General features: G+C 71.7%; 16 protein-coding genes. 6 read left to right on the forward strand and 10 right to left on the reverse strand.

Features of this window, described 5'->3' with window-relative positions; genetic code table 11:
* Positions 1-12: 12 nt before the first annotated feature.
* From K313_RS0114920 to K313_RS21325, 5 genes are all read right to left on the reverse strand, one after another.
* Positions 13-1,545, reverse strand: coding sequence for an ABC transporter substrate-binding protein (locus K313_RS0114920; RefSeq protein ID WP_029212284.1), 1,533 nt, complete (start codon positions 1,543-1,545; stop codon positions 13-15).
* A gap of 95 nt (positions 1,546-1,640) precedes the next feature.
* Positions 1,641-2,837: a phosphoglycerate dehydrogenase gene (gene serA / locus K313_RS0114925; protein ID WP_019287145.1), complete on the reverse strand. Its 1,197-nt coding sequence runs from the start codon at positions 2,835-2,837 to the stop codon at positions 1,641-1,643.
* A gap of 146 nt (positions 2,838-2,983) precedes the next feature.
* A complete protein-coding gene (locus K313_RS0114930; RefSeq protein ID WP_019287142.1) occupies positions 2,984-4,120 on the reverse strand; it encodes a GNAT family N-acetyltransferase in 1,137 nt (378 codons plus the stop codon).
* 117 nt (positions 4,121-4,237) lie between these two features.
* The gene (locus K313_RS0114935; protein ID WP_029212285.1) at positions 4,238-5,911 is read right to left on the reverse strand and encodes a S8 family peptidase; all 1,674 of its coding nucleotides are present in this window, start codon (positions 5,909-5,911) and stop codon (positions 4,238-4,240) included.
* Positions 5,912-5,949: 38 nt separating this feature from the next.
* The gene (locus K313_RS21325; RefSeq protein ID WP_029212286.1) at positions 5,950-6,975 is read right to left on the reverse strand and encodes an oxygenase MpaB family protein; all 1,026 of its coding nucleotides are present in this window, start codon (positions 6,973-6,975) and stop codon (positions 5,950-5,952) included.
* Between the two features lie 283 nt (positions 6,976-7,258).
* Between K313_RS21325 and K313_RS21330 the strand changes: the two genes are divergently transcribed.
* Genes K313_RS21330 through K313_RS0114955 form a run of 3 tightly spaced genes read left to right on the forward strand, consistent with a single transcriptional unit; the run spans position 7,259 to position 10,378 of the window.
* On the forward strand, positions 7,259-8,536 hold the full coding sequence (locus tag K313_RS21330) for an ABC transporter substrate-binding protein (protein ID WP_338021334.1): 1,278 nt from the start codon (positions 7,259-7,261) through the stop codon (positions 8,534-8,536).
* On the forward strand, positions 8,536-9,510 hold the full coding sequence (locus K313_RS0114950; protein ID WP_029212287.1) for a carbohydrate ABC transporter permease: 975 nt from the start codon (positions 8,536-8,538) through the stop codon (positions 9,508-9,510). Before K313_RS21330 ends, K313_RS0114950 begins: the two co-directional genes overlap by 1 nt.
* 1 nt (position 9,511) lies before the next feature.
* Positions 9,512-10,378: a carbohydrate ABC transporter permease gene (locus K313_RS0114955; protein WP_019287137.1), complete on the forward strand. Its 867-nt coding sequence runs from the start codon at positions 9,512-9,514 to the stop codon at positions 10,376-10,378.
* 40 nt (positions 10,379-10,418) lie between these two features.
* Here K313_RS0114955 and K313_RS23655 read toward each other — a convergent pair whose 3' ends face one another.
* Positions 10,419-10,583, reverse strand: coding sequence for a hypothetical protein (locus K313_RS23655; protein WP_019287136.1), 165 nt, complete (start codon positions 10,581-10,583; stop codon positions 10,419-10,421).
* A 196-nt stretch (positions 10,584-10,779) separates the two neighbouring features.
* On the opposite strand from K313_RS23655, the gene K313_RS0114965 reads away from it, so the two are divergent.
* Both K313_RS0114965 and K313_RS0114970 read left to right on the forward strand, forming a co-directional pair.
* Positions 10,780-11,334, forward strand: a complete 555-nt coding sequence (locus tag K313_RS0114965; RefSeq protein ID WP_019287135.1) for a quercetin 2,3-dioxygenase — start codon at positions 10,780-10,782, stop codon at positions 11,332-11,334.
* A 5-nt stretch (positions 11,335-11,339) separates the two neighbouring features.
* On the forward strand, positions 11,340-12,353 hold the full coding sequence (locus tag K313_RS0114970; RefSeq protein ID WP_029212288.1) for an alpha/beta hydrolase: 1,014 nt from the start codon (positions 11,340-11,342) through the stop codon (positions 12,351-12,353).
* Here the strand turns inward: K313_RS0114970 and metA are convergent.
* Together metA and K313_RS0114980 are read right to left on the reverse strand one after the other, a co-directional pair.
* Entirely contained in the window at positions 12,346-13,296 is a 951-nt protein-coding gene (gene metA / locus K313_RS0114975) for a homoserine O-acetyltransferase MetA (protein ID WP_019287133.1), read from the reverse strand. The genes K313_RS0114970 and metA overlap by 8 nt on opposite strands.
* A gap of 267 nt (positions 13,297-13,563) precedes the next feature.
* On the reverse strand, positions 13,564-15,255 hold the full coding sequence (locus K313_RS0114980; protein ID WP_029212289.1) for a GMC family oxidoreductase: 1,692 nt from the start codon (positions 15,253-15,255) through the stop codon (positions 13,564-13,566).
* Positions 15,256-15,415: 160 nt separating this feature from the next.
* Between K313_RS0114980 and K313_RS21335 the strand changes: the two genes are divergently transcribed.
* Positions 15,416-16,675 (forward strand): glycoside hydrolase family 32 protein, encoded by a 1,260-nt coding sequence (locus tag K313_RS21335; protein WP_029212290.1) that lies wholly within the window; start codon positions 15,416-15,418, stop codon positions 16,673-16,675.
* Between the two features lie 84 nt (positions 16,676-16,759).
* On the opposite strand, the gene K313_RS0114990 is transcribed toward K313_RS21335, so the two are convergent.
* A complete protein-coding gene (locus K313_RS0114990) occupies positions 16,760-18,028 on the reverse strand; it encodes an alcohol dehydrogenase catalytic domain-containing protein (protein ID WP_029212291.1) in 1,269 nt (422 codons plus the stop codon).
* A gap of 192 nt (positions 18,029-18,220) precedes the next feature.
* Positions 18,221-19,004, reverse strand: a 784-nt coding sequence (locus tag K313_RS24730; RefSeq protein WP_276203040.1) for an HNH endonuclease signature motif containing protein, incomplete at its 5' end; no start/stop codon positions are given.

Consider the following 19,004-nt stretch of genomic DNA (forward strand, 5'->3'; position numbering starts at 1 on the left):
CGGGGTCGGAGGTCAGGACCGCGACAGGTGCGCGAGGTCGAGGGTCTCGCCGACCGCGTTGGTCGGCAGGCCGGTGATGTCCTTGTCGGCGACGACGAGGTTGGGCATGAGGAAGAGCACGTCCGACGCGGCGTCCTCGGCGGTGAGGCGCGCGACCTTCTTCATGTGCTCGACCTGCTGGGCCTCGGTGCCGGCGTCGGCCGCGGCGAGCTCGGCCTGGACCGCCTTGTTGTCGTACTTCGTGTAGTAGTCCGGGTTGCCGAACATGCGCCCGATGTCGCGCGGCTCGACGTGGGCGACGATCGTCAGGTCGTAGTCCGCGCCCTTGAACACGTCGCTGAGCCAGGTCGGGAAGTCCACCTGGTCGATCGAGACCTTGAGCCCGGCCTGCTCGAGGTCGGACTTGACCACCTGGCCGCAGGTCGTGGCGTAGGGCGCGGCGGGCAGCCGCAGCCGCAGCGTCTTGCCGGCCGCGCCGGTGTCCTTGAGGGCCTGGGTCGCCTTGGCGCGGTCGAACGGCGCGACGCCCGTGAGGTCTTCGTACCACGGGTCGGTCGGCGGGACCATGGCCCCGAGGAGCGTGCCGTGACCGGCCCAGCAGGTCTGCAGGAGGGACTTGTGGTCGATGGCCTGGCGGATGGCCTGACGGACGGCCTTGTCCTTGAGCAGGGGGCGTGAGCTGTTCATCGTGAGCATGACCTCGCCGTTGGTCGTGCCCTCGATCACCTTGTACTTGTCGTTGGACGTGAACTGCTGCAGGGACTCCGGCGACTGGACCGTGCCGATGACGTCGATGGTCCCCGACAGCAGCGCGTTGCTCAGCGCCGCCGCGTCCTTGATGTAGCGCAGGGTCACCCGCTCGAAGTAGGGCTTGGCGCCGTGGTAGGAGTCGTTGCGGCGCAGCACGATCGAGTCGCCGCGCCGCCACTCGCCCAGGGTGTAGGGGCCGGTGCCGACAGGCTTGGTCGCGAGGTCCGCGACCCCGGTGCGGCTGAAGACCGCGCCGATGCGGGTGGTCATCGCGTAGAGCCAGGAGTTGCTGGGGCGGGCGAGCGTGACCTGCACCTTGGTCGGCGACACGGCCTTGGCCTCGCTCACGACGTCCATGGACTTCTTGACCGAGACGGCCCAGTCGGACTTGACCCGGTTGATCGAGAACACCACGTCGTCGGCGGTGAGCGGGGCGCCGTTGCTGAACTTCGCCCCCTCCACGAGGTCGAAGGTGTACGTCTTGCGGTCGGGGCTGATGGTCCAGCTCTTGGCGAGCGCCGGCTGGACAGCGCCCTTCTCGTCGACCTTGACCAGGCCCTCGTAGACGTTGCCGAGCAGCGCCTGCGCGATGGCCGCCCCGTCCGACTTCGTGAAGTCCATGCTCGTGGGCTCGAGCACCAGACCGATGGCGACGTCCTTGCTGCCCGCGCCGGCCTGGCCGGAGGCGCTGCCGCTCGAGCCCGTCGTGGAGGAGCCGGCGTTGCACGCCGACAGGGCGAGGACGCTCGCGGTGGCGACGGCGACGATCGCGCGTCGGCGGAACAGCTGGGTCATGCACGTCTCCTGCTCACGGTGGTGCTGCCGGCCCGCCTGCGTCGGTGCCGCGGGTGCGCCAAGTCTGACACGGCGCGCCGCGACGTCTGACGAGGTCAGTCGACGACGCGCAGCCGGATGGTCTCCGGCAGGTCGTGCAGCTCGGCGAGGGCGCCCTCGTTGAGGGGCGAGTCCACGTCGGTGACGACATAGCCCACGTGGCCCTGCGTGCCGAGGAGCTGGCCGCCGATGTTGACGCCGTGCGAGGCCAGGATCTGGTTGACCTTGGCCAGGACGCCGGGGGTGTTGGTGTGGAAGTGCGTGAGGCGGTGGTCCCCGGGGACGTGCTGCAGGGTGAGCGCCGGCAGGTTGACCGACAGGGTGGTCGTGCCGTAGGCCACGAAGTCCCGCAGCTTGCCCGCCACGAACCGTCCGATGTCCTCCTGCGCCTCCTCGGTGGACCCGCCGACGTGGGGCGTGAGCACCGTGTTGGGCAGGCCCTGCAGGGGCGAGCTGAACGGATCGCCGGACTTCTTGGGCTCGACGGGGAAGACGTCGACGGAGGCGCCGGCGATGTGCCCCGACTGCAGGCTGTCCCGCAGCGCCTCGTAGTCGACGAGGAAGCCGCGCGAGAGGTTGAGGAAGAGCGACCGGGGGCGCATGCGCTCGAACTGCTCGCGGCCGAAGAACCCCGCGTTGCCGTCGCGCCCGTCGACGTGCAGGGTCACGGCCTCCGCGATGTCGAGCAGCTCCTCCAGGCTGCTGCAGCGGCGGGCGTTGCCCAGCGCGAGGCGGTCCTGGATGTCGTAGAAGTAGACCTCCATGCCGAGCATCTCGGCGACCACGGACAGCTGCGAGCCGATGTTGCCGTAGCCGACGATGCCGAGGCGACGCCCGCGGATCTCGTGCGAGCCCTTGGCGTCCTTGCGCCACACGCCCTCGTGCAGCGCCTTGTCCTTCTCGGTCAGCCGGCGCGCCATGACGATGATCTCGGCGAGGGCCAGCTCGACCACCGACCGGGTGTTGGAGTACGGCGCGTTGAAGGCCGGGATGCCGCGCTCGGCGGCCGGGGCCAGCGCGATCTGGTTGGTGCCGATGCAGAAGGCGCCGATGGCCAGCAGGTCGTCCGCGGCCTCGACGACCGCGGGGGTGACCTCGGTCTTGGACCGTATGCCGAGCAGCTGCACGCCGCGCAGCGCCTCGACGAGCTCGGCCTCGTCCAGGGCTCCGGGACGGTGGTCGACCTCGATGCCCGCCTCGGTCAGGATGGTCGTGGCGAGGGGGTGGACGTTCTCGAGCAGCAGGGCCTTCATGGCGTCATCGTGTCAGTGCCGACGCCCGGGGTGCGGAAGGCGTCCGGCATACGACTGTCCACGACGCCTCAGGACACGCGCGAGAGCCGGCCCGCGCGCGGTGAGCTCGACGGATCGGCTGGCACACCGCTGAGCCCGCTTCGGGCTCAGCGGTGCTCGCCCGCGTCGACGTCGCGGTGCCAGGAGCAGGTGCGATAGGCGGTCTCCCAGCCCAGTGAGCGATAGAGCGCGTCCGCGCCGGTGGGCGAGTCGTCGTCGACCTCGAGCCCGACCCGGTTGCGGCCCTGCAGCGCCGCGTCGCCGATCACCGTGCGCAGCAACGCCTTGGCCACGCCGCGGCCGCGAGCCCGGCGGTGCACGCCGATGTAGTCGACGTAGCTGCCCTGCACGCCGTCCCGGTCCGGGGCGACCACCGTGCCGACGAGGGCGCCGCCTGGCAGCCAGCCTGCCCCGCCCTCCCTGTCGTCGCGCACCTCGGCCAGCCACCACGAGTCCCAGCGGTGACCGGGGTCCTCCTGCAGGCGCTGCACGAACTCGGGGAAGCTCTCGCGATAGCTGTTGAAGTGGTCCGCGAAGGACTCCTCCAGCATCTCGTGGATGATCTGGATGTCCTCGGCGACGGGAAGTCCGTTGGTGTGCAGCCGGACTCGCCTCACCCTGACCCCGTCCCGGGGGACGGGGAGGGTGGCCGGGTGGTCGGCCTCGGGGTCGACCGGCCGGGTCATCTGCAGCCAGGTGCGCGTATGCCGGAAGCCGGCGCCTCGCAGCCACCCCGCCTGGCGCTCGTCACCGGCATACGAGCCCATGTCGATCTGGGTGGAGCCCAGGCGTCGCAGGTGGGCGATCGCGCGGGCCGCCTCCTCGACGCGGTCGAGCAGGGCGCGGGCCACCGCACCCTCGATGTCCTTGGCGTCCTGGGGCTCGACGCCCTCGTTGCCCTCGGCGCCCGCGCCGAATTGCTCGTCCAGGCCCGGCTCGACCGTGACGTGCGCGAGGACGCGACCGGCGGCTCGGTCGTGGGCCGCTGCCCAGCCTCGGACCACGCCTGCTGGGTCGACGGCCACCGCCTGCCGCCGCGTCCAGGAGGCGACGCCGGTGATCTCGTGCAGCACGGTGCGGACGTCCGCCGTCGCGCCGGGGACCGCCCGGTCCGTGACGGCGGCGCGCAGCCAGGCGAGCCGTTGGACGTCGCGCTCGTCGGGGACCCGCAGCGTCCAGCCGGGAGGCAGTCCCTCGACGGGCAGGGTGGCGGGGCGGAGGGACGGCGGTGTCGTCTCGGGCATGCCTCCCATCATCCCAGCCACGCCACCTGGCCGCCCATCACGGCGTGGGCGCCCGCCCCCCGGGATCCGGGAGACGGGCGCCCACGTCCGTGCAGCTCAGTCGTGCAGCTCAGCGGGTCAGTGCTTCTTGGTGACCGCCTTCAGGGCGTCCACGATGCCGTCGCCGTAGAAGCTGTTGAACTCGGTGGTGCCCGTGCAGGTCGCCGTGTAGGCGGCGGAGACGCCGGGGTAGACCATGGTGGCCGGGTTCGGGCAGGCGTGGTCGGTGGCGGTGCGCATCAGGATCTTCTCGGTCTGGTTGGGGGTCAGCGCCTTGCCGCCCTGGCGCGGGTCACGGTGTCCCCAACGGTCGACGATGAGCGCGGCGACGCCGGTGGCGTGCGGCGCGGCCATCGAGGTGCCCTGCAGGTAGGTGTAGTAGCCGTCGCCCTGCTTGATGACGAAGTCGTTGGTGGGCTCGCCCGTCACCGGGTCGATGTCGCCCTCGGCGATGCCGACGGCCTTGGGCATGGCGGCGAGGATGACGTTGCCGGGCTTGCGGTACTGAGGTGTGCCGTAGTAGTCGCGGATGTCGCCGCCGGGAGCCGCGACGTCCACGGACGTGAGGCCATAGCTGGAGTAGTAGGCCTTGCGCGTGGTCGGCCCCACGGACGTGACGGTGAGGACGTGGTCACCCTCGGTCGGCAGGTCGAGGCAGGAGTTGTCGATCTGGCGCGTCTTGGCCGCGCCCTCCGGGTAGTCCGGGGAGGAGTCGTCCACCGTGGGGTTGTCCAGGTCGGTGGCGGAGTTGCCGGCGGCGGCGATCAGCGTGACGCCCTTGCCGCGGGCGTAGCGCAGGGCTCGGTTGGTGGCCTCGATCGTCAGACGCTGCTGGGCCTGCTCCTCGGCGGAGTCGGCCGGGTTGTTGGCGCAGTTGAACGCCCACGGGTCGATGTAGTAGCTCATGTTCACCACGTCGATGCCGTTGTTGCCGGCGTAGGTCAGCGCCTTGACCGTCGGCTCGAGGAAGAAGTAGCCCGAGTCCTGCCCGGCCCGCAGGTTGACGATGCTGGCCTCGGGAGCGACGCCGGCGATGCCCTGGCCGTTGACCGGGGAGGCGATCGTGCTGGCGACGTGGGTGCCGTGGCCGCCCTCGTCGACGGTGGCCGGGTCGTCGCAGGAGCCGTCAGGGTCGGTCGAGCAGGCGCCGTCGATGTCGGGCATGTCGCGGGTGAAGTTGCGCGACAGGGCGAAGTCGAAGTTGGGGCGGATGTCCGGGTGGGACGCGTCGACGCCGGTGTCGATCACGCCGACGCGGACGCCGCGACCGGTGGCGATGCGGTGCGCCTCCGCGGTGTGGATCATCCGCATGTCCCACTGCAGGGGAGCGAGCGGCTCGCCGTTGGTGTTGACGTTGGGTGCCGGGGCCTTCTTGCCGCGACCCTGGGCGCGCTCGGCGCGCAGCCGCTCGATGTCCGACGTGGAGGCCTTGGCCGGCTTGCGGCTGAAGCCGACGACGCGGTCGGCGGCCGCGGTGTCCACCGCTGCGGAGTCGCGCACGTCGGCGGTGAAACGGGTCTTGGTGGTGGTGACGGAGTAGAGGCCGATGGCCGAGTCGACGGAGGTCACGGTGCCTCCGGCGCGGGTGATGGCGGCGCGGACGGCACCGTCCTGAGTGCCGTTCTCGGCGAGCACCAGGACCGAGCGAGCGGGTCCGTCCTGGTCGGCGGAGGCGGGGGTGGCTGCGGCGAGTCCGGCCAGGACCGTCGAGGCACCGAGAGCGGCGGCCAGGACACGACGTTGTGTGGTCACGATGGGCTCCTGCGGGGATGGGGGTGGGGACCGCCCGATTAGGGGGGATTGTCCGATCCTGCCCCTGCACCCTGGCTGGGGGTAGCGCCAGACGGGTGTACTTGTCCCGTGGGGGATTTCGCCTCTGGCCGCTGACCCGCGGCGAGGGCAGCACGCGACCGTGACTCGTTGGCGACGGCCGGGTCCGACATCAGCCACCGGGTGGTGGCGGTGGCGGCGCGCCCCAGCGGACGGCCCACGGCCCGGTCGAGCCCCGCCGTCATCTGGTCCGGGAGGACGGAGAGCCCGAGCATCCGTCGCGACCACGGCGGCAGCGTCGAGATCGCCCCCGCGGCGAGGGTCCAGTAGCCCAGCCGGGCCACGCGGTCGATCGGCGGCGTCAGCAGCAGGAAGCGCGCCGCCTCGGTCGCGGCCGGGGTCGTCACCAGCTCCGCACGGTAGGACTCGATGGTCTGCATCAGCTCGTCATACGTCTGGGGCAGGGCCGCCAGGTCGACGCCGAGCCGCGAGGAGACCTGCGCCGTCTGGGCGACGTACTCGTCGAGCTGCTCCCGCGTGAGCGGCCGGGCGCCGAACGCCTGGTGCGTGGCGAGGAAGCTCTCGGCCTCCGCGGCGTGCACCCACCGCAGCAGGTGGGGGTCGTTCGCGGCATACGGCCGGCCGTCGGGGGCCGTCCCGACGACGCGTCCGTGCAGGTGGCGGATCGCCCCGATGGTGGCCTCGGCGTGCCGGACCGTGCCATAGGTCGTGATGGCGATGTAGTGACTGGTCCGCTGCAGCCGACCCCACGGGTCGCCCTTGTAGCCGCTGTGCTCGGCCACCCCGGCCATGGCCGAGGGGTGGAGGGACTGCAGCAGCAGGGCGCGCAGCCCGCCGCTGAACATGCTGGTGTCGGCGTGGACCTGCCAGATCGCGTCGTCGGGTCCGAACCACCGCTCCCCCACCTCCCCCCAGATCTGGTCGGCCCGACGGTCCGCGTCCGTGCCGGCGATCCGCTCGCGCAGCCCCAGCGCCGCGCGGGTCCGCAGCCGTGCCCCATGGTCATGCTCCCACCCCTGTCGCATGCCCCCAGCGTCGCAGGCCGACGGCGCCCTGACGAGCCCCACCGCCCCGGCTCGAATGAATCGATCGGGTGACGAACCCGTCGAAGGTTCCTCACCGGTGCTTCAATGACGCAGGTCCCGATCCGACCCCCACCAGCGAGGGAGTGGCGATGACGCCGCACAGGCTCGTCAGGAGGATGACCGCCGCGATCACCGCGAGCGTCACCTGTCTCGCTCTCGCCGCGTGCGGCGACGGGGGCGACCCCAACGCCCCCCTGGGGGTCAAGGACGGTCGCCTCACCGTGTGGACGCTGGACTCCCAGCCGGACCGTATGGGGGCCCAGCGCAAGATCATGGAGGCCTTCACCACCAAGACCGGCATCCAGACCGAGCTGGTGGGCATCGACGAGGCGCAGTTCCCCCAGCTGATCGCGAGCGCCGCGCAGTCCGGCACCCTGCCCGACGTCGTGGCCTCGCTCGGGCTCGGGTCGGTGCGCCAGATCGACCAGCCCGGCTCGTGGACCGGGACGCGACGACCAAGGTCGTGGACCGGCTGGGCCGCGACACCTTCAGCCCGGCGATGCTGGACCTGGAGACGCAGGACGGCAAGGTCCTCGCGGTCCCCTCGGACTCGTGGTCGCAGATCCTCGTCTACCGCAAGGACCTCTTCAAGGCCAAGGGGCTCAAGCCCCCCACGACGTATGCCGACCTGACGGCCGCCGCCAAGGCCCTGACCGCCGAGGGCAAGACGGGCATCACCCTGGCCACCGACCCGGCCGACCCGTTCACCTCACAGAGCTTCGAGACGCTGGCGCTCGGCAACTCCTGCCAGCTGGTCGACGACGCCGGCGCGGTGACCCTGGGCGACCAGCGCTGCCAGCGCACGTGGGACCTCTACGCCGACCTGGTCCGCAACTACTCCCCGCAGACCAAGCAGGACGTCGACACGACCCGGGCGTCCTACTTCGCCGGCGAGTCCGCCATGGTCCTGTGGTCGGCCTACCTGCTGGACGAGATGGCGGGCCTGCGCGAGGACGCCCTGCCCACGTGCCCCGAGTGCAAGGACGACCCGACCTTCCTCGCGCGCAACAGCGGCGTCGTGACGGCGGTCCGCGGCCCGGACGGCACCGGCAAGGGCTCCTTCGGCGAGGTGGCGGGCTGGGCGCTCATGCGTGGCTCGGACGTCGACCAGGGCGGCCGGCTGATCGAGCACGTCATGACCGACGGCTACCAGGCCTGGCTGGGCGTCGCGCCCGAGGGCAAGTTCCCGACCCGCCCCGGCCCCACCAAGGGGTCCACGGCGTACGTCGACGCCTGGGCGAAGCTCCCCGCCGGGGTCGATACCAAGAAGCCGCTGGCGGAGGTCTATCCCCCCGACGTGCTGGCCTCCATCCGCAGCTCGGCGAGCACCATCGACCGCTGGGGCATCGCCCAGGGCCGGGGCATCCTCCTGGGCGCGGTCACCTCCGAGCTGCCGATCCCCAAGGCCGTGGCCGGCATCGCGTCCGGCAGCCTCGACGCCCGTCAGGCCGCCGAGCAGGCCGCCACCGCGGTGGACGACATCCGGAAGGACCTCAACTGATGAGCACCTCCGCCACCACGCCGACGCCGACGCCCGGGTCCTCCGGCCAGACGGGACAGACCGGCCAGACGGGCCGGCGCTGGTCGGCCGCCGCTCGCGACAACCGCGACGGCTGGCTGCTCGTGTCCCCCACCGTGATCGTGGTCGTCGCCATCGTCGTCATCCCGGTGCTGTGGAACGTCGTCCTCGCCTTCCAGAAGCTGTCCTTCCTGCAGATCCGGCGCGCCGGCATCGACGGGCCCTACACGCTGGAGAACTTCCGGCGCGTCCTCACCAGCGCGGGCTTCCTGGAGTCGATGTGGACGACGGTCGTCTACTCCGTCGGCTCGACCGCCGGGTCGATCGTCCTGGGGCTGATCGCCGCGCTGGCGCTGCGCAACCGGTTCCCGGGGCGCGGCGTCGTCCGCGCGCTCATGCTCCTGCCGTACGTCGCACCCGTGGTCGCCGTCGCGTTCGTGTGGCAGATGATGCTGGACACGCAGTACGGCATCGTCAACGTCTACGGGCAGAAGCTGCTCGGGTGGGACGGGCCGCTCGACTTCCTCGGCCGGGAGCCGTTCGCGCTGATGACGGTGATCGCGTTCGAGATCTGGCGCTACTTCCCGTTCGCGTTCATGTTCATCATGGCGCGGCTCACGGCGGTGCCCCGCGAGATCGACGAGGCGGCGCTCGTGGACGGGGCCACCCCCACGCAGCACTTCTGGCACGTCCTGCTGCCGCAGCTCATGTCGGTCGTGGCCCTGCTGTCGGTGCTGCGCGTCATCATGACCTTCAACAAGTTCGACGACGTCTACCTGCTGACCGGTGGGACCGCCGGCACCGACGTCGCGGCCGTCCGGGTCTACGACTACCTCACCGGGCGCTTCGACGCCGGCGGCGCCGCCGCCCAGGCCGTCGTGCTGTCCCTGGTGATGGCGGTCTTCCTGATCATCTACCTGCGCTTCATGGCCCGGCACCAGGAACACGAGGACTGACATGAACCGCTACGCCGTCGAGACCTCGGTCCTGCGCGTCCTGCGCTGGCTGACCATCGCCTTCCTCCTGGTCATCACCGTGTTCCCCTTCTACTACATGGTGATGCTGAGCTTCACGCCCATCGACTCCCTGCTGCAGAACCCCGGCCGGCTCCTGCCGGAGTGGTCGACGGTCACGACCGAGACCTACACCAACGTCCTCGCACCCGTCGAGGAGGAGGGCCAGGGCTTCGCGCAGCTCATGCGCAACTCCGCGGTCGTGTCCCTCGTGACCGTGGCCCTCACCCTGGTCGTGGCGATCCCCGGCGCGTATGCCGTCAGCCGCCTCGCCTTCAAGGGTCGCCGCCAGGTGGGCGCGCTGTTCCTCTCCGTCTACCTGTTCCCGTCGATCGTCCTGGCGATCCCGCTGGTCATCGCGTTCGCCAAGCTCGGCCTCTACCAGTCGCTCCCGGGCCTCATGCTCGTCTACGTCGCGCAGACCGTCCCGGTGTCGATCTACATGCTGCGCAACTACTTCGAGACCATCCCCGCCACCATCGAGGAGGCGGCGACCCTCGACGGGGCCAACCGCTTCCAGACCATCACCAAGGTCGTGCTGCCCCTCGCCATGCCGTCGATCATGTCGACCGGGCTCTACATCTTCATGATCGCGTGGAACGAGTTCCTCTTCGCCCTGCTGTTCCTCGCCGCCAAGCGGGACCTGTGGACCGTCTCGCTCGGCCTGTCCCAGCTCTCCAACGGCGTCGAGGTGCCCAAGACGGTGCTGATGGCCGGCTCGGTCCTGCTGACGATCCCCGTGATCGTGCTCTACGGCATCGCGGAGCGCTGGCTCACCGAGGGCCTGACGAGCGGCGCCGACAAGGGCTGACGCCGCCCGTCAGGAGTGACCCACCGGCTGGTGGATCGGGTCAGTCGTCTTCCTCCGGCTCGAAGGTCGAGCCCTCCTGGTCAGCGCCGGCACCCGCGCCCGCGTCGTTGAGCTCGTCGAGGCTCGTGGTCCCGTCGCTGCCGCCGGTGGCCTGCTCGGCGTCGTCGCCGGTGAGGCGCTGGTCCTCGGGTCGCTGCTCGGACATGGCGTGCTCCGTTCTCTCGCACTACTTCTCGGTGGGCCGCTCGACGGCCGCCTGACGGCGACCCCGGGTGGCCCCGGGCTCTCGTCATACCCCCGCAGCCCCTCCCGTCAGACCACCCGGCACGACGACGCGGGTCGCACTAGGGTGAGCGCACCCCTGCGCCGCGACGCCGGCGCCGTGACGAGCGGAGCCCCTCATGACCTTCGAGTACCTCGCCGATCCCTCCGGCCGCCCCGCCTGGGAGGGGGTCCTGCCGGGTCGCCCCCACCCGTTCTTCCTCGAGGCCGGTCAGGGCGAGCACGCCAAGCTCTTCGTCGACACCTTCTCCGTGCTGCTCAGCGGTGACGAGACGGAGGGGCAGTTCGGGGTCTTCACCTCCACCTGCCCGCCCGGGGAGATCATCCCGACGCACGCGCACGACCAGACCCACGAGACCTTCTACGTCCTGGAGGGCGCGATCCGCCTCTACGTGCAGATGCCCGACGGCGACCAGGTCTCGCGCCTGCTCGGCACCGGTGACTTCGCGTTCGTGCCGGCCGGGGCCGAGCACGCCTACCGGATCGAGGAGCCCACCCGCCTCATGGGGGTGTCCAGCGGCGGCTTCGAGCGCTTCTTCCAGACCATGGGCACCAAGGTCGACGACCCCACGGCCGACACCCCGCCGTTCGTGCCCGACGGGCCGCGGATGGGCGCGGCGGCGCAGCAGTTCCACATGGACTTCCTGCCCGGGTTCGACTGGTCTCGGGCCTGAGCCGTATGCCGACCGCGCCCTCACCGGAGCCCTCCGCACCGACGGCGGAAGCAGGCCCGCTGCTCGAGGCCACCGTCACCGCAGCCGGCGTCCGCGTGCTGCGGGGCATCCCCTATGCCTCGCTGGACGGCGTCCGCCCCCTCGAGCTGGACCTGTATCTCCCTGCGCCGCAGCCCAGTCCACCGCCTGATGCGCGTGCTGGTGCACGTGCTGGTGCCCGTCCTGGTTCGATCGCCGACGTGCGGGGCTGCCCTGCGGTCGTGTTCCTGCACGGCGGCGGGTGGCGCCTCGGCAGCCGCCGCTCGGCGGGTCCGGCGTTCTCAGGAGTCGTCAGCCCCTTCGAGCGGATGGCCGCGGCGGGGGTCGCGGTGGCGAGCGCGGACTACCGGCTCAGCGGCGAGGCGACCTGGCCGGCGCAGCTGCACGACGCCAAGGCCGCGGTGCGCTGGCTGCGGCACCGCTCCGGCGAGCTCGGGATCGACCCCGACCGCATCGGGGCGTGGGGCGAGTCGGCGGGCGGCCACCTCGCGGCCTTGCTCGGCGTGACCGGGACGCTCGACGCCGACGCGCCGCTCGAGGGCACCGTCGGGGTCACCGGGGTCGCGTCGGCCGTGGCGACCGTCGTCGCGTGGTATGCCCCCACCGACCTGGTGGGCCTGCCCGGCGACCTCGGCGCCGACCCTGCCGCCACCGACAGCCGCGAGGCCCTGCTGCTGGGTGGCGCCATCAGCGAGCGGCCGGACGCGGCGGCCGAGGCGGGGGCGGTGACCCACGTGCACGCCGGCGCTCCGGCATACCTGGTGGTCCACGGCGAGGCCGACCGGCTGGTCCCCTGCGCCCAGAGCACCCGGCTCGCCGAGGCGCTCGAGGCCGTCGGCGTCGAGGTCGAGCTGGTCCTGGAGCCCGGCGCAGACCACCTGTGGCGCGGCAGCGACGAGGCGGCCGAGGACGCGCTGCGCCGCACCGTGGAGCACCTGACGACGCGCCTGGGAGCGCGACCGCTGCGACCGCTCAGATGACGTAGGTGTCGGCGCTCCGGGCCGCGCGCCGCATCTCGGCCAGGTCGAACGGCGTGCGCTGGTAGACGTAGTAGTTGAGCCAGTTGGCGTAGAGCAGGAAGGCGTGGCTGCGCCAGGTGACCCGCGGCGGCTGCGTCGGGTCGTCGTCCGGGAAGTAGCCCACGGGGACGTCGATCGGCAGCCCCTTGGACGCGTCGCGGTGATACTCCAGGGACAGGGTGTCGGCCTCGTACTCCGGGTGACCGGTCACGAACAGCTGCCGCCCGTCGCGCGACTGCGCCAGATAGAGCCCCGCGGTCTCGGAGGTGGCCAGCACCTGCAGCTTGGGGTGCGCCTGCACCTCCTCCAGGGGCGTGCCCGTATGCCGGGAGTGCGGCGCGGTGAACGTCTCGTCGTAGCCGCTGACGATGCGGGCGCGCGGGTCCAGGACGCGGTGCTCGAACACGCCGAACATCTTGTCCGGCAGCTCCATCTTGCCGATCCCGTAGTGCCGGTAGAGCCCCGCCTGGGCGCCCCAGCAGACGTGCATCGTGGAGTAGACGTGATCCGCGCTCCAGTCCAGGATCTCGCACAGCTCGTCCCAGTAGTCCACGGCCTCGAAGGGCAGCTTCTCGACCGGCGCCCCCGTGATGACGAGGCCGTCGTAGCGCTCGTCACGGATCTCGTCGAACGTGCGGTAGAAGGTGTCGAGGTGCTCGGTCGAGGTGTTGCGGGACTCGTGGGAGCACATCCGCACGAAGGTGATCTCGACCTGCAGCGGCGAGTTGGCCAGCAGCCGCAGGATCTGGGTCTCCGTGACGATCTTGGTCGGCATGAGGTTGACGATCGCGATGCGCAGCGGGCGGATGTCCTGGTGGCCGGCGCGCTCGGTCGACATGACGAAGACGTTCTCGGACTCGAGCGTGCGGCGCGCCGGCAGGGCGCGGGGAACGGTGACCGGCAACGGGATCGACCTCCTCGATCGGGTGGACCTCGATCGAGGCCCGCGTGACCGCGTCGGCGGAGGCCGCGCGGCCGGGTCTGCCCTCGAGTGGCACCGGCGCGGAACCGGGTGCCGAGCGACCTCCTCGAGGTGATCGGTCGCTGCTCTTGACCCACGGCAAGGGTGCCACACGCGCGCCCGCACCGCCGACCCGCTCCCACCGGGCGAGATGGGGAGCGGGTCTCTGCTGTGGCGGTCGGCTGGCGGCTGGCGGCTGGCGGCTCGCTCCTAGCGGCTCGGCTCGCTCGCGACCGGGGCCGGAACGTCCAGTCGCCGGTAGGCCTCGCCCTGCGCCGGCCGCGGGTCCTCCTCGCCGCGGCGCGGCCACAGCGAGGTCGCCCGCTCGGCCTGGGCGGTGATCGTCAGCGAGGGGTTGACGCCGAGGTTGGCGCTGACCGCGGCGCCGTCGAGCACCGAGATGCCCGGGTAGCCCCACACGCGCTGGTAGGGGTCGACCACACCCGTCTCAGGGTCGTCCGAGATCACGGCGCCGCCGAGGTAGTGCGCCGTCATCGGCATGTCGACGACCTCGCCGACGCTGCCCCGTGCGTCGGCCGGGATCCCCGTCACCCCCTGGAGGTGGCGGGCGATGGATCGCAGCGCCGCGTGGCCGGCCGGGATCCAGGTGGGGTTGGGCTCGCCGTGCCCCTGCTCGCTCGTCATCGAGTGCCCGCCCAGCAGCCCCCGCCGATAGCTGGTCGTCAGCGAGTTGTCGCGGCTCTGCATCACCAGGCCGATGACCGTGCGCTCGCTCCACCGCCGCAGCCACAGGGACCGGGCGGCGCCGACCGGGTCGCGGGCCACCTCGCCGAGGTAGCGCACGAACCGCGGCACCCGCCCGCCGCCGGGCACGAGCAGCGCGGTCAGCCCACCCATGAGGTTGGACCCGACGCCGTAGCGGCAGTTCTCGACGTGGGTGTCCTGGTCCGGGTGGAAGGACGAGGTGATGGCGACGCCCTTGGTCAGGTCCATGCCCGCCGGCACGCGACGGGTGCCGGCCCCGCCGATCATCTCGGAGTTGGTGCGCGTGAGCCGACCGAGGGCCGGTGACAGCCGCGGCAGGTCGCCGGTGTGCCGCAGCCGGTGGAGCAGGCGGCTCGTCCCGAAGGCGCCGGCCGCCATCACGACATACGTCGCCGTCGTCTCGCGACGGTCGCGGCCCACCCAGGCGCCGGTGCGCTCGTGCTCGACCCGGTAGCCGCGCTCGGGGCGGGACGGGTCGATGGGCCGGACCCGCGTCACGGTCCGCCGGTCCCGGATGACGGCCCCGCGCCGCTCGGCGAGCGCGAGGTAGTTCTTGACCAGGGTGTTCTTGGCGCCGACCCGGCAGCCGACCATGCAGCTGCCGCACTCGGTGCAGCCCGTCCGCGCCGGCCCCTCGCCCCCGAAGTAGGGGTCGGCCACCGTCTCCCCCGGCCGGCCGAAGTAGACGCCCACCGGCGTCTTGCGATAGCTCTCCTCGACCCCCATCTCGCGGGCGACGTCGAGCATCAGCCGCTCCACCGGCCCGTCGCAGGGGTTGGTGACGACCCCGAGCATCCGCGTCGCCTCGTCGTAGTGCGGCGACAGCTCACTCTCCCAGTCGGTGATGTGCGCCCACTGGCGGTCGCTGTAGAAGGGGCCGTGCGGGCGGTAGAGCGTGCACGCGTAGTTGAGCGAGCCACCGCCGACGCCCGCGCCGGCGAGCACGAGCACGTCGGGCAGCCGGTGGATCCGCTGCACCCCGAAGCATCCCAGCCGCGGTGCCCACAGGAAGTTGCGCACGTCCCAGCTGGTCTTGGCGAAGTCCTCGTCCTCGAACCGCCGCCCCGCCTCCAGCACCTCCACGCGATAGCCCTTGGCGGCCAGGCGCAGCGCCGCCACCGATCCCCCGAACCCCGAGCCCACCACCAGCACGTCGACGTCTGTCACCAGGTCCATGAGGCACCTCTCCCCCGGGACGACCCCGGCCGTATGGCGCCCCGCCCCGTCGCGTGGTCGCCCGCTGCCGCACAGTGTCGCACCCGCGAAGCCACCGCAGCGTCGTCGCCCCCGCGGACCGCGGAGGCGCAGGGGTCCGGTCCTCGGGCAGGCTGTCCCCATGACGGTCCCCCAACCCGCCCTGCCCCGGCACCACGTGCGACCCCGCCGCGGCTGGCTCAACGACCCCAACGGGATGACCCGCCACGGCGGGCGCTGGCACGTGTTCTACCAGCACAGCTCCGCCGCCGCGGTGCACGACCGGATCGAGTGGGGCCACGCGAGCAGCACCGACCTGGCCCGCTGGGACGAGCACGCCGTGGCCTTCGGCCCCACCACCGGCGGGCCCGACGAGTTCGGCTGCTGGTCAGGCGTCTTCGTGCCCGGCCTGGACCGCCCCGCCGTGGCGTACTCAGGCGTCGTGGACGACACCTTCGCGAGCACCGTGTGCCTGCGGTGGGCGCTCGACGACGACCTGGACCGCTGGTCCGAGCCGATCGTCGTCGGTGAGACCCCCGAGGTCGACGGCATCGCGGTCATGCGCGACCCGTTCGTGTTCACCCACGGCGGCCACCGGTGGGCGCTCCTGGGGGCCGGTCTCGACGACGGCACGCCCGCCGTCCTGCTGTACTCCTGCGACGACATCCTCGTGTGGACCTACGTCGGGCTCTGGCTCACCCACGCGGATCCCGTTGCGGCACAGCACGCCCCGGCCGACATCTGGGAGTGCCCGCAGCTCGTGAGGACCGCAGGTGGCACGGCCCTCGTGCTCAGCCTGCAGCACGAGACGATCCTCGACCGCGCGGTCTGGCTGGTGGGCGATCTCGACACGGATGCGGAGGGCCGTCCGGCGTTCACCGCCCGCAGCGGCGGGGACCTGGATGCAGGGGACGTCCTCTACGCACCGCAGGTCCTGCACGACGAGCCCGAGCCGCTGCTGATGGGCTGGGTCCGACAGGACGGGATCCCCGCTGACCCGGACGACCCGGACGCCGACCTCGTGGCGGGGTGCCTCACCTTCCCTCGTCGGCTCACGGTGGAGGGGGACGTGCTCCGCAGTCGCCTCGACCCCGCGGTGGAGTCGTTGGTGGTGCCCGAGCCAGGACGCGTGGCCCCTGCAGGCCGACCGGCCACGATCGAGGACGCGGGCGTGGTGCGCGTGCCTGGAGGCGTCGGGGAGTGGCGGCTGACCGGCCTGGCGGGCGCCGTCGGGGGGCCGGTCGGTGACGGGGTCGACGTGTGGATCGACGGCGAGGTGGTCGAGGCCCATCCCCACGACGGGAGCGCACCGAGCACGTGGTGTGACGTGGGGACGCGCGTCTGGACCGTCGAGGCCGACGTCGCTGCACAGCTGGACGCGTTGGCCCCGACGTCGCGCTGAGGCCCGGCCCGTCGAGACGGCGGGCGGACGGCATACGGCAGCGGCCCCCTCCCAGGATCGGGAGGGGGCCGCTCGGTCAGCAGGTCACTCGACCGTCGACGCCGTCTTGTGCTCGAGGAGGAACTTCTCGGCCTCCTCGTTCCAGATGTTGTTGTTGCGGCCGCAGATCTCGGCGAGGCCGGCAAAGAACTCGTCGTCCCTGCCCAGCTCGGCGAAGTCGTCGATTGCGGTCAGCGGCATGCGCACCCAGGGGTAGATGAGCTTCTTGCCACCAGGGATGTTGGGGTAGTTGAGGACCGTCTCGGGCACGGAGTCCAGGCCGCCGATGTGGGTGACCATGAACGACGGGTTGAGGTCGCCGCGGGCGGACATCTCGAGGGACTCGATCATGTCGCCGGTGGAGCCGCCGGAGGTGCCGACGATGTGCGTGGCCTCGTAGTGCACGTTGTAGAAGTTGAAGTCCGCGACGAACTTCTTGTCGGTCGGGCCGGCGAAGAAGTTGAGGCAGCCGTCGAACCCGAGGATCTGGTCGCCCAGCTCGACGAGCGCCTTGACCGGGGCGTAGACGAACACGTCGTCGTAGCCCTTGCCCTCGGGGGTGATGTCGCGCAGCAGCTGCACGGGGTCGCCACCGGTGGTGTTGACGTAGCGCAGGTCGACGCCCTTGGCCTTGGCGTCCTCGACGGTGATCAGGCTGGCGACGCGGTCGAGGCGGGCCTGGTCGATGTCGACGACGACGAGCAGCGACGGGGTGTAGGGACCGTTGATGGCGTACTCGATCGCGCCGATGCCCATGGGGCCGGCACAGCCGAGCAGGGCCATCTTGCCGCCCTTGACCGGGCCCATGAAGTGCTCGTAGACGAACGGCTTGGTGTGGTACTGCGCGTGGAACCCGCCGATGATGCACGACATCGGCTCGGCCAGACCGGCGTTCGCGAAGTAGGTGCCGTCGTAGTTGAGGACGCAGCCCTTGTCGATCGCGATCTTGGGGATGATCGTGTAGTGCGTGTCCCCGCCGAAGTAGGGGTAGGAGTAGCCGCTGGAGTAGCCGTTCTCCAGGCCCATGGCGGGCTGGATGGCGATGAGCTGACCCACCGTGTAGTCGTCCGCGTAGTCAGCGCCGACCTCGACGATCTCGCCGGCGAACTCGTGGCCGGCCATGACGGGGACCTCGGAGATGTTCGGCGGGACGCGCTTGTGGTCCTCGCCGAGGATGGTGGCCTTGTACGTCGACATGCAGATGCTGTCCGACATGACCTTCATGAGGATCTCGTCGCGCCCGATGGGGGGCAGCTCGACGTGGGTGACCTTGATCTTGCCCTTGCCGTGGATGACGGCCGCTTCAGTGCGCATGCCTTCACCGTATGAGGTCGCCCGGCTTTTGTCTAGAGGTTGACTAAAGTTCGCAGGTGCGGGCATCCCCCGTCGCCTGGCCGACCGCCGGCGACGCGCGTCTGCCCGGGCAGCCTGGCGGGCTGTCCGGGTGGACGTGTCTGTGGATGGGTCGGCTGGCGGTCGGTCGGTTGGGGGTCGCTTCGTGGTGGGTCAGGCGGTGAGGGCGTGGTGGCCGGGTGGGCGCGGGGCTGGGTCGCCGGGTGGGCGTGACGGTTGCCCGCCTGGTGGTGGCTGCCCGTGTCCGTCGTCGGGAGGTTCGCGTCCTGCGCTGGGAGCGCCCGCACCTGAGCCACCCTTCGCGCCCGCCCCAGTCCCCGTGCTCCCGCCGGCACCCGCGCCAGCACTGACGCGGTCGTCAGCGTCGGGCCCGGCGCCGCTGTCTGCGTTCAGGCTTGAGCCCGAGCCGTCGCGGTGGCCAGCGTCGGGGCTTGATGCGGCGTCTGCGTCGCTCTCGGGGCCGGTGCTGTGGTCGATGTCGGGTGGTGGGGTGGGGTGCCAGCCGGTCCAGGTGTGGGTGATGTCCCACTGGACGCGGGACCCGTCGGTGGTGACTCGCCCGGTGATGTGGTGGGCGTGGATGAACCGGTGGTGGTGCCCGCACACCAGGGCCAGGTTGGCCAGGTCGGTCGGGCCGCCGTCGGCCCAGTGCACGATGTGGTGGGCCTGGCACCACGACGCGGGCGCGTCGCAGCCGGGGAAGCTGCACCCCCCGTCACGCACCTCCAGGGCGCGACGCTGCCGGGCGGTGGCCAGGCGGGTGGTGCGCCCCACGTCCAAGGGCCGACCGGCCGGGTCCAGCCAGACCGGGGTCACGTCAGCGCCGCAGGTCAGCTCCCTGGCGGCGCGGGGCCCCAGGATCGTGCCCAGGTCATCGACGCACGCGGCCGGGACCGGACACCCGCACGGCCCCCCGCCACTGGTGCCGCGCCACAGC

The organism is Arsenicicoccus bolidensis DSM 15745, assembly GCF_000426385.1.
GTDB lineage: Bacteria > Actinomycetota > Actinomycetes > Actinomycetales > Dermatophilaceae > Arsenicicoccus > Arsenicicoccus bolidensis.